Source organism: Streptomyces sp. BK79 (assembly GCF_044142145.1).
Lineage (GTDB): Bacteria > Actinomycetota > Actinomycetes > Streptomycetales > Streptomycetaceae > Streptomyces.
Window position 1 is genome coordinate 157,363 of sequence record NZ_JBHVOC010000014.1, and the last position, 14,018, is coordinate 171,380.

Annotated in this window: 14 protein-coding genes and 1 riboswitch; of the genes, 7 read left to right on the top strand and 7 right to left on the bottom strand. The window is 72.0% G+C overall.

Annotation, left to right across the window (positions count from 1 at the left end; translation table 11 throughout):
- The first annotated feature begins 50 nt into the window (after positions 1-50).
- The 4 genes from ACFIF2_RS19265 to ACFIF2_RS19280 are packed head-to-tail and all read left to right on the top strand — an operon-like array spanning position 51 to position 4,061.
- Positions 51-1,019 carry a MurR/RpiR family transcriptional regulator gene (locus tag ACFIF2_RS19265; RefSeq protein WP_395574195.1) on the top strand — a complete coding sequence of 323 codons (969 nt, stop codon included), beginning with the start codon at positions 51-53 and terminating at the stop codon, positions 1,017-1,019.
- Positions 1,020-1,078: 59 nt separating this feature from the next.
- Positions 1,079-2,014: an N-acetylmuramic acid 6-phosphate etherase gene (gene murQ / locus ACFIF2_RS19270; protein ID WP_395574197.1), complete on the top strand. Its 936-nt coding sequence runs from the start codon at positions 1,079-1,081 to the stop codon at positions 2,012-2,014.
- A 15-nt stretch (positions 2,015-2,029) separates the two neighbouring features.
- Entirely contained in the window at positions 2,030-3,541 is a 1,512-nt protein-coding gene (locus ACFIF2_RS19275; RefSeq protein ID WP_395574199.1) for a PTS transporter subunit EIIC, read from the top strand.
- Positions 3,489-4,061: a hypothetical protein gene (locus ACFIF2_RS19280; RefSeq protein WP_395574201.1), complete on the top strand. Its 573-nt coding sequence runs from the start codon at positions 3,489-3,491 to the stop codon at positions 4,059-4,061. Before ACFIF2_RS19275 ends, ACFIF2_RS19280 begins: the two co-directional genes overlap by 53 nt.
- A 28-nt stretch (positions 4,062-4,089) precedes the next feature.
- Here the strand turns inward: ACFIF2_RS19280 and ACFIF2_RS19285 are convergent, their stop codons facing one another.
- The gene (locus ACFIF2_RS19285; protein ID WP_395574203.1) at positions 4,090-4,479 is read right to left on the bottom strand and encodes a hypothetical protein; all 390 of its coding nucleotides are present in this window, start codon (positions 4,477-4,479) and stop codon (positions 4,090-4,092) included.
- A 118-nt stretch (positions 4,480-4,597) separates the two neighbouring features.
- Here ACFIF2_RS19285 and ACFIF2_RS19290 point away from each other — a divergent pair, with 118 nt between their 5' ends.
- Positions 4,598-5,440, top strand: coding sequence for a Scr1 family TA system antitoxin-like transcriptional regulator (locus ACFIF2_RS19290; RefSeq protein ID WP_395574205.1), 843 nt, complete (start codon positions 4,598-4,600; stop codon positions 5,438-5,440).
- Positions 5,421-5,606, top strand: coding sequence for a DUF397 domain-containing protein (locus ACFIF2_RS19295; RefSeq protein ID WP_395574207.1), 186 nt, complete (start codon positions 5,421-5,423; stop codon positions 5,604-5,606). The genes ACFIF2_RS19290 and ACFIF2_RS19295 overlap by 20 nt, the downstream gene beginning before the upstream one ends.
- On the opposite strand, the gene ACFIF2_RS19300 is transcribed toward ACFIF2_RS19295, so the two are convergent.
- From ACFIF2_RS19300 to thrC, 6 genes are all read right to left on the bottom strand, one after another.
- On the bottom strand, positions 5,581-7,113 hold the full coding sequence (locus ACFIF2_RS19300) for a carboxylesterase/lipase family protein (RefSeq protein ID WP_395574209.1): 1,533 nt from the start codon (positions 7,111-7,113) through the stop codon (positions 5,581-5,583). The genes ACFIF2_RS19295 and ACFIF2_RS19300 overlap by 26 nt on opposite strands.
- A 97-nt stretch (positions 7,114-7,210) precedes the next feature.
- Complete coding sequence (locus ACFIF2_RS19305; protein WP_395574211.1) at positions 7,211-8,341, bottom strand: NADH:flavin oxidoreductase; 1,131 nt, start codon at positions 8,339-8,341, stop codon at positions 7,211-7,213.
- 229 nt (positions 8,342-8,570) lie between these two features.
- Positions 8,571-10,196 (bottom strand): chaperonin GroEL, encoded by a 1,626-nt coding sequence (gene groL / locus ACFIF2_RS19310; protein ID WP_395574213.1) that lies wholly within the window; start codon positions 10,194-10,196, stop codon positions 8,571-8,573.
- Positions 10,197-10,529: 333 nt separating this feature from the next.
- On the bottom strand, positions 10,530-10,733 hold the full coding sequence (locus ACFIF2_RS19315) for a cold-shock protein (RefSeq protein ID WP_004929928.1): 204 nt from the start codon (positions 10,731-10,733) through the stop codon (positions 10,530-10,532).
- A gap of 429 nt (positions 10,734-11,162) precedes the next feature.
- Positions 11,163-11,438, bottom strand: coding sequence for a MoaD/ThiS family protein (locus ACFIF2_RS19320; RefSeq protein WP_395574215.1), 276 nt, complete (start codon positions 11,436-11,438; stop codon positions 11,163-11,165).
- The gene (gene thrC / locus ACFIF2_RS19325; protein ID WP_395574217.1) at positions 11,435-12,748 is read right to left on the bottom strand and encodes a threonine synthase; all 1,314 of its coding nucleotides are present in this window, start codon (positions 12,746-12,748) and stop codon (positions 11,435-11,437) included. Before thrC ends, ACFIF2_RS19320 begins: the two co-directional genes overlap by 4 nt.
- 18 nt (positions 12,749-12,766) lie before the next feature.
- Positions 12,767-12,914: riboswitch (SAM riboswitch) on the bottom strand.
- A 134-nt stretch (positions 12,915-13,048) separates the two neighbouring features.
- Between thrC and ACFIF2_RS19330 the strand changes: the two genes are divergently transcribed.
- A complete protein-coding gene (locus ACFIF2_RS19330) occupies positions 13,049-13,993 on the top strand; it encodes a glucosyl-3-phosphoglycerate synthase (RefSeq protein WP_395574219.1) in 945 nt (314 codons plus the stop codon).
- The last annotated feature ends 25 nt before the right edge of the window (positions 13,994-14,018 follow it).

The window sequence follows — 14,018 nt, forward strand, 5'->3', positions numbered from 1 at the left end:
CATTGTGCGCACTCTTGACCCACGGACCGAAACGAAAATATCTTTCATGAGTGACCGATGAAGTGAAGGAAACTTTCGGCGGCGTGGGCGGCGGCGGTCCGGTCCAGGGCCGTCGCGGCGCGGGGAGCGGCGGCGCGCCGCCCGCGCCCGCCGCGCTCGCCGCCAAGGTGCGCACGCTGGCGCCGTCGATGACCCGTTCCATGCAGCGGGTCGCCGAGGCCGTCGCGGGCGACCCGGCCGGCTGCGCGGCGCTCACGGTCACCGGCCTCGCCGAGCTGACCGGCACCAGCGAGGCCACCGTCGTGCGCACCGCCCGGCTGCTCGGCTACCCCGGCTACCGGGACCTGCGCCTCGCGCTCGCCGGGCTCGCCGCCCAGCAGCAGTCCGGCCGCGCGCCCGCCATCACCACCGACATCGCGGTCGACGACCCGATCGCCGACGTCGTGGCCAAGCTCGCCTACGACGAGCAGCAGACCCTCGCCGACACCGCCGCCGGCCTGGACACCGTCCAGCTCGGCGCGGCCGTCACCGCGCTCGCCGCCGCCCGCCGCACCGACGTGTACGGCATCGGCGCGTCCGGGCTGGTCGCGCAGGACCTCACCCAGAAGTTGCTGCGCATAGGGCTGATAGCCCACGCGCCCGGCGACCCGCACCTCGCCGTCACCAACGCGGTGCAGTTGCGGGCCGGGGACGTCGCCCTCGCCATCACGCACTCCGGTTCGACGGGGGACGTCATCGAACCGCTGCGGGTCGCCTTCGAGCGCGGGGCGACGACCGTCGCCATCACCGGCCGCCCCGACAGCCCCGTCACCCAGTACGCCGACCACGTCCTGACCACGTCCACGTCGCGGGAGAGCGAGCTGCGGCCGGCGGCGATGTCGTCGCGGACCAGTCAGCTGCTGGTGGTGGACTGTCTGTTCGTGGGGGTGGCGCAGCGGACGTACGAGTCGGCGGCGCCGGCTCTGGCGGCGTCCTATGAGGCGTTGGCGCATCGGCATGGGGCGCGCGGGAGGCCGTAGAAGCCCCCGGGGCGCCGCACCACCCAGCATCGAGAAGAGACCGGAAAGAGTCGCTGGCCATGACCTCCACCCCCCACCACCCCGACCTCCGCTCCCAGTTGGAGAGTCTCACCACCGAGGCGTTCCGCCCCGAGCTGGCCGAGATCGATCAGTTGCCCACCCTCGACATCGCGCGGCTGATGAACGGCGAGGACGCCGCCGTGCCCGCCGCCGTCGCCGAGCGGCTGCCCGAGATCGCCGCCGCCGTCGACGCGATCGCCGCCCGGATGACACGCGGCGGCCGGCTGGTCTACGCGGGCGCCGGTACGGCCGGCCGGCTCGGCGTGCTGGACGCCTCGGAGTGCCCGCCCACCTTCAACACCGCCCCCGGGCAGGTCGTCGGCCTCATCGCGGGCGGCCCGGACGCCATGGTGACCTCCGTCGAGGGCGCCGAGGACTCCGCCGAGCTGGCCCGCGCCGACCTGGACGCCCTCGGCCTCACCGCCGACGACACGGTGGTCGGCGTCTCCGCCTCCGGCCGCACGCCGTACGCCGTCGGCGCCGTCGAGCACGCCCGCGCCCTCGGCGCCCTGACCGTCGGCCTCGCCTGCAACGCGGGCAGCGCCCTGGCCGCCGCCGCCGAGCACGGCATCGAGGTCGTCACCGGACCCGAGCTGATCACCGGCTCCACCCGCCTGAAGGCCGGTACGGCGCAGAAGCTGGTCCTGAACATGCTGTCGACGATCACGATGATCCGGCTCGGCAAGACGTACGGGAACCTGATGGTGGACGTCCGCGCCTCCAACGAGAAGCTGCGGGCCCGCTCGCGCCGTATCGTCGCGCTCGCCACCGGCGCCGGGGACGACGAGATCGAGCGCGCCCTGACCGCCACCGACGGCGAGGTCAAGCACGCGATCCTGGCCCTGCTGGCCGACGTGGACGGCCCGACGGCCGCCCGCCTTCTGGAGGACTCCGGCGGCCACCTGCGCGCCGCGCTGGCGGCGGCGCGGGGCTGACCGCACGCTCGGGGGGTGCACAAGGACACCCCCCACTCCACGGCCGCCGCCCTCCTCCCCCTGGTCGGCGGCCCCGCGAACGTCACCTCCGTCGCCCACTGCATGACCCGCCTGCGCCTGGGCCTGGCCGACCGCTCCCGGGTGGACGACGCGGCGCTGCGGGCGCTGCCCGGCGTACTCGGCGTGGTGGAGGACGGCGAGGCGTACCAGGTCGTGCTGGGCCCGGGCGCGGTCGGCCGGGTGACGGAGGCGTTCGAGGCGCTGCTGGCCACCGGGGGCGCCGGCCCGGCGGAGACCCCCGCCGGGCCGGGGGCGGACGTCCTCGCCCGGCGCGGCGCCGAACTGAAGGCGGGGCAGCGGGCCCGCAACGCGACGCCGCTGAAAGCGGCCCTGCGCCGGGTCGCGAACATCTTCGTCCCCCTCATCCCCGCCCTGATCGGCTGCGGCATCCTCGCCGGCGTCGCCGGGCTGCTGGCGAACCTGCGCTGGCTCCCCGGCCTCACCCCCGCCCTGGCCGCCCTCTCCTCCGCGTTCATGGCGCTGATCGCGGTGTTCGTCGGCCACAACACGGCGAAGGAGTTCGGCGGCACACCCGTGCTGGGCGGCGCGGTCGCCGCCGTGGTCGTCTATCCCGGCGTCGCGCAGGTGACGGCCTTCGGGATGACGCTCGTCCCCGGCCAGGGCGGCGTCCTCGGCGCGCTGGCGGCGGCGCTGCTGGGCACCCGCGTCGAGAAGTGGTGCCGGGCCCGCCTCCCCGGCACCCTGGACGTCCTGCTCACCCCGACCCTGACGGTCCTGGTCTCCGGCCTGGTCACCCTCTACGTCCTCATGTACGCGGCCGGCGAGGTCGCCACGGCCGTCGGCGCGGCGGCCGACTGGCTCCTGACGACGACGGGCGCCCTGGCCGGCCTGCTCCTCGGCGGCCTCTTCCTCCCGCTGGTGATGCTGGGCCTGCACCAGGCCCTGATCCCCATCCACGCCACCCTCATCGAGCAGCAGGGCCACACCGTCCTGCTGCCCCTGCTGGCCATGGCGGGCGCCGGCCAGGTCGGCGCGGCGGCGGCGGTCTACGTCCGGCTGCGCCACGACACGTCCCTGCGGACGACGATCAGGTCCGCGCTCCCCGCCGGCCTGCTGGGCGTCGGTGAGCCCCTGATCTACGGCGTCTCCCTCCCCCTCGGCCGCCCCTTCCTCACCGCCTGCGTGGGCGGGGCGGCGGGGGGCGCCTTCGTCGGCCTGTTCGCGATGCTCGGCACCGACGTGGGGGCGACGGCGATCGGCCCGTCCGGCTGGGCCCTCTTCCCGCTCCTGGCGGGCGACGCCGGCTGGGCGACGACGGCGGCGGTCTACGCCGGGGGCCTGCTCACCGGATACGCGGTCGGCTTCGCGGCGACGTACTTCTTCGGCCTCGGCGAGGCCCTGCGCGCGTCACGGGCGCACGGGACCGCCGGCGCCGTGTGCGACCCTGAGGAACATGAACCACGCCCAGCTGACCGCCCTGGGCCGCGCCCTGCGTCTCCTCGGTGAGCACGGCGAGGCCCTGACCGCCGACACCCCGGACGCCAAGCTGCACGAGGTCCGCGCTGACCTGAAGCGCGCGCTGGACCAGCTGGAGGAGAGCGTCACGGCGGCGGCCCCCACCACCCGCTGCCCCGAGCATCCCAACGGCCCGGTCGACAAGGCCGCCCCCGACCTGTGCCTCCTGTGCGAGACCCGCCGCCGCACCGCCCGCCGGGCCGAGTACAACGGCGGCCCGCTGCCCGCCCGGCCCGCCACCGAGCCGGTCCAGTCCCGCTACGGCGTCCGGGGCGACCGGCCGCAGCCCCAGCAGCGCTGGCTGCCCGAGCTGTGGAACGGCCAGGCGTGGCAGCTGTGCGGCACCCCGCGCCGCGACCGCCGCGAGGCGGAGCTGTACATCGCGGCCCAACTGCGCGCCCCCCGCGCGGCGATGGCGTACCGCCTGGTCCACGAGTTCACGGACTACGAGGTACTGCGGGTGTGGGGGACGCCGGTGCGGGTGGACATCGAGCCGATGGGCGGCCTCTGACCCGGACCGGACGGCTCGTCGCGCCCGACTAACCCCGGACGCTCTCGTGGTTGGTCCTGCGCAGCCGGGCCCGCATCACCTCCTCCGGCCGCGCGTCCACCACGGACGCCTTCGGGCAGTCCCACTCCCGGCCCCCGCCGACGGGCCGCATCCGCACGCCGTCCCCGACGTGCGCCGCGACCTCCCCCACCCTTCCGTCCCGCACGTCCACGGCGTGCGTACCGACCGCCGGCCGCTCGCCCCGCACCACCGACGCCAGCCGCTCCGCGACCCTGACGTTGCACCGCCCCAACTCCACCAGCGGGAACGGCTCGTCACTCGCGCCGGTCACCGGATCGACCCCCAGGGACGGCAGCACGACACCGGCGCCCACGAGGGCCTGCCGCAGGCTTTCGACGACTTCTTCGGTCGACCGCACGCTTCCTCACTTCCACGCTGAGTTCGTGATTCTCGACACAGCGTGTCCGTCACGGCCCTAACCTGGCCATACGGGGCGTCCCAACAGCCCCTGTTGTGCGACCGGGAGTGCCGCTGCCATGCCGGGACCGAAAGACCTCGACCCCTCGTCGTCACCCCGCGCCCTGCTCGGCGCGGAGTTGCGCCACGCCCGCGAGAAGGCCGGACTGAGCCAGGAGGACCTGGGCGCGCGGCTGTTCGTCAGCGGCTCGTTCATCGGCCAGTTGGAGTCCGGCACGCGCAGGATGCAGCCGGAGTATGCGCGGATGCTGGACGAGGTGTTGGGGACGGGGGGTTTCTTCCAGCGGAACTGCGGCGTGTCCGCCAAGTCCAGTTACCCGACCCACTTCGCCGAAGCGGTGGAAGCCGAGTCCCGCGCCACCTCGATCAAGCAGTACACGCCCGTGCTGATCCCCGGCCTGCTGCAAACTCCGGGCTACGCACAGGCACTGTTCCGCGCTTACGAGCCGACGGCACCGGTGGAAAAGATCGACGCGTCGGTCGGAGACCGCATCGCACGAGGTCGACTCCTCGACGATCCAACAACCCCCACGTTGTGGGCGGTACTCGACGAGACCGCTCTACGGCGCAGGGTGGGCAGCCCTCGGGTGATGGCTGAGGCCCTGCGCCACGTCGCCGCCCTCGTCCACCGCCGCCGGATCATCATGCAGGTCCTGATGTTCAGCGCCGGAGAGGTCGGGTCCCTGGTGAGCGGCATCAAGCTCATGTACTTCTCCGACGCCGCTCCCCTCGCGTACGTCGAGGGCGTCGGCATGGGTCACCTGACGGACGATCCATCCACCGTCGCTCGTCATGAGTTGACGTTCGACCTAGTCAGGGCCAGTGCGCTCTCCCCCCGGGAGTCCCTGGTACTGATCGAGTCGGTGGCGCAGGATTACGGGCATGGAGAACCACACCCATGAATGGCACAGCTCAAGCTACAGCGGCGGCGACGGCGCCGACTGCGTCGAGGTAGCGGAAGGCCGTTCCACCGCTGTCCGCGACTCCAAGAACCCCCTCGGCCCGAAATTGACGTTCCGGGCCGACGCCTGGACCGCGTTCGTCAAAAGCCTTCGGCACCCTGGATGAGCGGCAGCGCAGCGAACTCGTAACCCTCCCACAGGCGCCGGGACGCCTCCTGCGGGTACGGCGCCACCACCGGCTCGGCGTCCAGGACCTGGACCAGCCGCCGCTGCGTGTCGTACGCGGGCCAGCCGGGGTCGCCGGTCCGGGCGAACGACGTCCACGCGGAACGGAACCGCGACGACAGCGCCAGCGCCTCCGCGGACGGCTCCGCGCCCTCGAAGAGCAGCAGACCCAGGTCGGCGCGGAACGTGCCGAAGAGGAGTGGGACGTCCAGCGCGTGGCACGCGCCCAGCGCGCCGCCGGCGCCCGGGGCCGGCCAGGTCAGCTCGTAGACGTGGGCCCGGCCACCGCCCGCGAGATGGGCCTCGGCCAGGTGCAGGGACGGCATGGCGAACAGCCAGTCGGTCTGGACGCGTTCGTACAGGTCGTTCGCGGACGCGTCCGGGTACGCGGCCCGGTAGGCCGCCTCGCCGCCCGGCGCGTACAGCCGCAGCGCCGCGCTCGCGCGTTCCTCGGAGATCTGCCCGAGTTTCCCGGCCATGGCGGTGAACAGGCGGTTCTCGTCGCGGTTGTGGCCGGTGATCAGCTCGACGTCCCGGGACGCGCCGGAGGCCAGCGCCCGCCAGGGCGTGTCCGGCAGGACGTCGCCGTCCACGACCGGCGCGTACGGGGTGATCGTGGGCGCGGCCTGGCCCCAGCGGGCGACCATGCCGGGCATCTTCGGGGCGAGCGACTGCCCCGCCTTGACCAGCTGCTCGGGCTCCACGGCCGCCAGGTCGGCCACGGTGGGCCCGAGGCCCAGCTCGGCGGCGAGGGCGGTGCCCACGTCCCGGGCGAGGGCGTCGGAGAAGAACGTGCCCGGCACGCTCTGGGCGATGGCCCGGTGGAAGAGGCCGGCCGCGCGGGGCATGGACAGCAGACAGGCCACGGAACCGGCGCCCGCCGACTCGCCGAAGACCGTGACCCGGCCCGGGTCGCCGCCGAACGCCGCGATGTTGTCCCGTACCCATTCCAGCGCGGCCACCTGGTCGAGCAGGCCCCGGTTGGCGGGGGCGCCGTCGATGTGGGCGAAGCCCTCCATGCCGACGCGGTAGTTGAGGGTGACGACGACGAGGTCGCCGTCCTCGGCGATGCGGCGGGCGTCGTAGCCGGGGCTGCCGGAGTGGCCGAGCTTGTAGGCGCCGCCGTAGATCCAGACCATGACCGGACGGCGGGCGGCCGGGTCCGGCGCGGGGGTCCAGACGTTGACGGTCAGCCAGTCCTCGCCCTCGGGGAGCGCCCCGGCCGGCCCCGCGAGGCCCATGTCCTGCGGGGGCGGCGGGCCGAAGGCGTACGCCTCCCGTATCCCGTCCCAGGGGCGGGCGGGACGCGGGGCGGCGAACCGGAGTCCGCCCACCGGCGGTTCGGCGAACGGGATGCCGCGGAAGACGGCCAGGCCGTCCTCCCGCCGACCGCGCACCTGGCCGACGGCGGTGCGCACCACGGGTTCCGGGACCTCGGGGTTCGTCATGGATCACTCCCTCACTGGACGCCGCTGGACGTACGTACGGCAGTAGTTGGTGATCCCACGGACCCTACGCCGCGGTGCGCGGCCCAGGCGGAGCGGGTCAGCTCAGGGTCCGCAGCGCGGACGCGTCGAACGGCGCCAGCTCGTCGAAGCGGCCGGAGAGGACCTTCTGGGCCCACAGCGGGTCCTGGAGCAGCGCGCGGCCGACGGCGACGAGGTCGAACTCGTCGCGCTCCATGCGGTCCAGGAGGTCGTCGAGGCTGCCGAGCCCAGCACCCTGGCCCTGGAACGCCTTGCCGAACTCGCCGTCCAGGCCGACCGAGCCGACGGTGATGGCGGTCTTGCCGGTGAGCTTCTTGGTCCAGCCGGCCAGGTTGAGGTCGGAGCCGTCGAACTCCGGGGTCCAGTAGCGGCGGGTGGAGGCGTGGAAGGCGTCGACGCCGGCCGAGGCGAGCGGGGCGAGGATCGTCTCCAGCTCCTCGGGGGTCTCGGCGAGGCGGGCGTCGTAGGCGTCCATCTTCCACTGCGAGTAGCGGAAGATCACCGGGAACTCCGGCGAGACCTTCTCGCGTACGGCGGCCACGATCTCGGCGGCGAAGCGCGTGCGGGAGACGGGGTCGCCGCCGTAGGCGTCGGTGCGGCGGTTGGTGCCCGCCCACAGGAACTGGTCGACGAGGTAGCCGTGGGCGCCGTGGATCTCCACGCCGTCGAAGCCGATGCGCTCGGCGTCGGCGGCGGCGTCGGCGAAGGCGCCGATGACGTCGTCCAGGTCGCGCTGGGTCATCGCCCTGCCGGTGGCCTCGTCCTCGCCGATGCGCAGGCCGGAGGGGCCGACGGCGGGGGCGTCGGCGAAGGGCGGCTCACCCTGCTTGCGGACCATGCCGATGTGCCACAGCTGCGGCACGATCGTGCCGCCCGCCGCGTGCACGGCCTCGGCGACCTTCGCCCAGCCGGCGAGCTGCTCCTCGCCGTGGAAGCGCGGCACGCGGTCGCTCTGCCCGGCGGAGTCGTGCCCGACGTAGGTGCCCTCGGTGACGATCAGGCCGACACCGGCGGCGGCGCGGCGCGCGTAGTACGAGAGCACGTCCTCGCCGGGGACGCCGCCCGGGGAGAACATCCGGGTCATCGGCGCCATCGCGACGCGGTTCGGGACGGTCAGGCCGTTGATGGTGGCCGGGCGGGCGAGGAGGTGCGCGGCGCGCGAGGCGGTGTCGGAGGCGGTGACGGTCACGTGGGGGCTCCTAAGGAGGTACCAGTGGGTATGTGCGCGTGCATAGAGGGTGCCTCCACGACAACAGGCGCACCCGTCGCGGCCATTCCGTCCACGGCCCCCGACCGGCGTGATCCGTCGCACATCGCGGCCGCGGGGGCCCGCGGGAACGCCCGAGGGCGGCACCCCCTGCCGGAACAGGGAGTGCCGCCCTCGGTACGTGACGGACGGTCGATCAACCAGAGGTCGATCAGAAGTCCATGTCACCGCCCGGCATGCCGCCCGGGGCGCCGCCCGCGGCGGCCTTCTCCGGCTTGTCGGCGATGACGGCCTCGGTGGTGAGGAACAGCGCGGCGATGGAGGCGGCGTTCTGCAGCGCGGAACGGGTCACCTTCGCCGGGTCGATGATGCCCTCGGCGATCATGTCGACGTACTCACCGGTCGCGGCGTTCAGGCCGTGGCCGACGGTCAGGTTGCGGACCTTCTCCACGACGACGCCGCCCTCGAGACCACCGTTGACGGCGATCTGCTTCAGCGGGGCCTCCAGGGCGAGCTTCACGGCGTTGGCGCCGGTCGCCTCGTCACCCGTCAGCTCCAGCTTCTCGAAGACCTGGGAGGCCTGGAGCAGGGCCACGCCACCACCGGCGACGATGCCCTCCTCGACGGCCGCCTTCGCGTTGCGCACGGCGTCCTCGATGCGGTGCTTGCGCTCCTTGAGCTCCACCTCGGTGGCGGCACCGGCCTTGATGACCGCGACGCCGCCCGCGAGCTTCGCCAGGCGCTCCTGGAGCTTCTCGCGGTCGTAGTCCGAGTCGCTGTTCTCGATCTCGGCGCGGATCTGGTTGACGCGGCCGTTGACCTGGTCGGTCGAGCCGGCGCCGTCGACGATCGTGGTCTCGTCCTTGGTGATGACGACCTTGCGGGCGCGGCCCAGGAGGTCCAGGGACGCGTTCTCCAGCTTGAGGCCGACCTCCTCGGAGATGACCTCGCCGCCCGTGAGGATGGCGATGTCGCCGAGCATGGCCTTGCGGCGGTCGCCGAAGCCCGGGGCCTTGACGGCGACGGACTTGAAGGTGCCGCGGATCTTGTTGACGACCAGGGTCGACAGGGCCTCGCCCTCGACGTCCTCGGCGATGATCAGCAGCGGCTTGCCCGACTGCATGACCTTCTCCAGGAGCGGCAGCAGGTCCTTGACGTTGCCGATCTTGGAGTTGGCGATCAGGATGTACGGGTCGTCGAGCGACGCCTCCATACGCTCCATGTCGGTGGCGAAGTACGCCGAGATGTAGCCCTTGTCGAAGCGCATACCCTCGGTGAGCTCCAGCTCCAGACCGAAGGTCTGGGACTCCTCGACGGTGATGACGCCTTCCTTGCCGACCTTGTCCATCGCCTCGGCGATCAGCTCGCCGATCTGGGTGTCGGCGGCGGAGATGGAGGCCGTGGAGGCGATCTGCTCCTTGGTCTCGACGTCCTTGGCCTGCTCGAGCAGGGCGGCGGAGACGGCCTCGACGGCCTTCTCGATACCGCGCTTGAGGGCCATCGGGTTGGCGCCGGCGGCTACGTTGCGCAGGCCCTCCTTGACCAGGGCCTGGGCGAGAACGGTCGCGGTGGTCGTACCGTCACCGGCGACGTCGTCCGTCTTCTTGGCGACTTCCTTGACCAGCTCGGCGCCGATCTTCTCGTACGGGTCCTCGAGTTCGATCTCCTTGGCGATGGAGACACCATCGTTGGTGATCGTGGGGGCGCCCCACTTCTTCTCGAGGACGACGTTGCGGCCCTTGGGGCCGAGCGTCACCTTGACGGCGTCCGCGAGCTGGTTCATGCCGCGCTCGAGGCCGCGCCGTGCCTCCTCGTCGAACGCGATGATCTTGGCCATGTGAAGTGGTCCCTCCAGGACTGGGGGTGATTCCTTCGGACCGCGCCCGCGCCCGCGACGGACGGCTCGCCGGCCTCGTGGTTCCTTCCCCACCCGGCCTGCGGGCCTCACCGACCCGGTCCTTCGTTGTCACTCTCACCTTCAGAGTGCTAACGCCAATGATTAGCACTCGCCCCTGCCGAGTGCAAGCGCCTGCCGGGGATCCGCGCCCGCGCTCAGCCACCCGCGAACAGGGACCCGGACGGGTGTCCGGGCAGCCCGAAGGGCCCGCACCCCCCGGGAGAGGTGCGGGCCCTTCGGAGAAGAACCGTTTACTTGCGGTGGCCGAACGTCTCAGGCACTGAGGCGAACCATGTCGGCCTGCGGGCCCTTCTGACCCTGCGAGATCTCGAACTCGACCCGCTGGCCTTCTTCGAGGGTGCGGTAGCCGTCCATCTGAATCGCGCTGTAGTGGACGAAAACATCCGCACCACCGTCGACCGCGATGAAGCCGTACCCCTTCTCCGCGTTGAACCACTTGACGGTGCCCTGAGCCATGCCTAACTCCCCTATTACTGGCCCTTGCACAGATCCGCACTTCGCGGACCCGGGTCAGACCTCACCCCCCACGACTGGGGGCGTGCGCCGGAACGCGTCGACCGCGGCTGAATGTATCTGTCCAACTGCCGTCTGCAACAGGTCAGTCGGACGAGAAATCTGGACGCACCCGGTCCGGAATAGGGCGAAGTTTCACTGCAATTCGGATCAATTCCGGGTACGCAAAAGGCGCAAAAGCCGCGAAAAGGGCCCGCACTTTGGCTGCTTCTTATCGGGCGAGCGGCAGGGAATTCAGGCTCCCCGATCTCTTGATCGGGAGCGCGTTCCCCAACTCTACCGCGCTCAATCACATGGAATTGCCCCCTCCGCTTCTCTTACGGAGAGGGCAATACGCACTACGAGGTGTATCAGCCGGGAGCCGGCCCGGTGTCAGCCGCCGGCGACCGCCGGAATGATGGAGACGCCCGCACCGTCCGGCGTCACCGTCTTGAGGCCCTGCTCGAAGCGGACGTCGTCGTCGTTGACGTACACGTTGACGAAGCGACGCAGCTTGCCCTGGTCGTCCAGGACGCGGGCGGCGATGCCGGTGTGGTTCTTCTCCAGGTCGGAGATGACCTCCCCGAGGTTCGCGCCCTCGGCGCTGACCTCGGCCTGCCCGCCGGTGTAGGTGCGCAGGATGGTCGGGATGCGAACGGTCACGCTCATGCGAGGCCAGCCTCTCGGAAGGAGTCCAGGTTCGGGCGGATGGTGGCGGTCAGGCCGGTGCCGGCCACCGCGTCGAGGGTCTTGAGGCCGTCGCCGGTGTTGAGGACGACCGTGGTGAGGGAGGGGTCCAGCGCGCCGCTGTCGACCAGCTTGCGCGTCACGCCCACCGTCACCCCGCCGGCGGTCTCCGCGAAGATGCCCTCCGTGCGGGCGAGCAGCTTGATGGCGTCGACGACCTGCTCGTCGGTCACGTCCTCCACGGCGCCACCGGTGCGGCGCGCGATGTCGAGGACGTAGGGGCCGTCGGCCGGGTTGCCGATGGCCAGCGACTTGGCGATGGTGTTCGGCTTCTGCGGGCGGACGACGTCGTGGCCGGCCTTGTACGCGGTGGACACCGGGGAGCAGCCCTCGGCCTGGGCACCGAAGATCTTGTACGGCTTGTCCTCGACCAGCCCGAGCCTGATCAGCTCCTGCAGCCCCTTGTCGATCTTCGTGAGCTGGGAGCCGGAGGCGATCGGGACGACGATCTGGTCGGGCAGCTTCCAGCCGAGCTGCTCGCAGATCTCGTACGCGAGGGTCTTGGAGCCCTCCGCGTAGTAGGGCCGCAGGTTGACGTTGACGAAGCCCCAGCCCTCGCCGGCCGGGTCGCCGATCAGTTCGGAGCAGAAGCGGTTGACGTCGTCGTAGTTGCCCTCGATGCCGACCAGCTCACCGCCGTAGACGGCGGCCATGACGACCTTGCCCTGCTCCAGGTCGTGCGGGATGAACACGCAGGACCGGAAGCCGGCGCGGGCGGCGGCGGCGCCGACGGCGCCGGCCAGGTTGCCGGTGGAGGAGCAGGAGAGGGTGGTGAAGCCGAAGGCGCGGGCGGCCTCCAGGGCCTGGGCGACGACGCGGTCCTTGAAGGAGTGCGTCGGGTTGCCGGAGTCGTCCTTGACGAACAGCTTGCCGGGCTCGACACCCAGCTCGCGCGCGAGGTTGTCGGCCTGGACGAGCTTGGTCCAGCCGGGGTTGATGTTCGGCTTGGTCGCCACGTCGGCGGGGACGGGCAGCAGCGGCGCGTAGCGCCAGATGTTCGCGGGACCCGCCTCGATCCGCCCTCGCAGCTCCTCGGTGTCGTAGGCCGAGAAGTCGTAGGCGATCTCCAGCGGGCCGAAACACTCCTCGCAGGCGAAGAGCGGGCCGAGCGGCACACGGTGGCCGCACTCGCGGCAGGAGAGCGCCGCGGCGGGACCGAGGTCGACCGGGGAGGCGGCGGAGGGGGTGGAAGCGGTGGTGTCGGTGGTGCTTTCGACAGTCTGCACAGCCATGTGAGGCGAGGCCCTTTCTCCTCATCTTCCTCACGACGCATCTCGCCGTGAGACGGATTTGGCACCTTCCCTAGCCGGGAGCCTCGCCACGTCCGTGTGACAAGAACCGACTGGAGGGTTGCCGGGGCTTCATCGGGCCGTATCCCTCTGCCCCTCTGGATGAGCGGTGTTCAGTTGTTGGTCACGCGGCGACCCCGGCATGCGAAGGTCACCCGCGTTGTTCAAGACTGTAACCGACGGCCACGGCTGTTGAGATAGTCGTCCGAACCGCGAGATGGATCACAGAGGGAGCCCCGGACCGTGCTGGAAGAAGTCGAGCGCTGGCTGAGCGCACGCTCCTGGTCCGTCGCGGACCGGCCCCTCCAGCAGCTCCTGGCCGCCAAACGCGCCACCGGTCAGTCGGTCAGCGTGGTGCTCCCCGCCCTGAACGAGGAGGCGACGGTCGGCGACATCGTCTCGGTGATCCGCCGGGACCTGATGCGCCGGGCGCCGCTCGTCGACGAGGTCGTGGTCGTCGACTCCGGCTCCACCGACCGCACCTCGGCGGTGGCCGCCGCGGCGGGCGCCCGCGTCGTGCACCGCGACGCGATCCTCCCCCGCATCCCGGCCGTGCCGGGCAAGGGCGAGGTGCTGTGGCGCTCGCTGCTGGTCACGGGCGGCGACATCGTCTGCTTCGTCGACGCCGACCTGCGCGACTTCTCCTCCGACTTCGTCTCCGGGATCGTCGGCCCGCTGCTCACCGACCCCGGCGTGCACCTCGTCAAGGCCATGTACGACCGCCCCCTGGGCACCGAGCCCGGGCAGGGCGGCCGGGTCACGGAGCTGATGGCCCGCCCGCTGCTCAACCTGCACTGGCCCCGGCTGGCGGGCTTCGTCCAGCCGCTCGGCGGCGAGTACGCGGCCCGCCGCTCCCTGCTCGAACGGCTCCCCTTCCCCGTCGGCTACGGCGTGGAGCTGGGCATGCTCGTCGACGCCCTGCACCTGGTGGGCCTGGACGCCCTCGCGCAGGTCGACGTCGGCGTGCGCCGGCACCGGCACCAGGACGGCCAGGCGCTGGGCCGCATGTCCGCCGCGATCTACCGCACCGCCCAGCTCCGGCTGGCCCGCGGCCACCTGGTCCGCCCCTCCCTCATCCAGTTCGAGCGCGGCACCGACGGCTTCGAGCCGCGCACCTACTCCGTGGACACCGAGGAGAGGCCGCCGATGACGGAGATCGCGGAGTACGCGGCCCGGCGGGTGGCGTGAACAGCGCAGCAGGCGGCGTGAACAC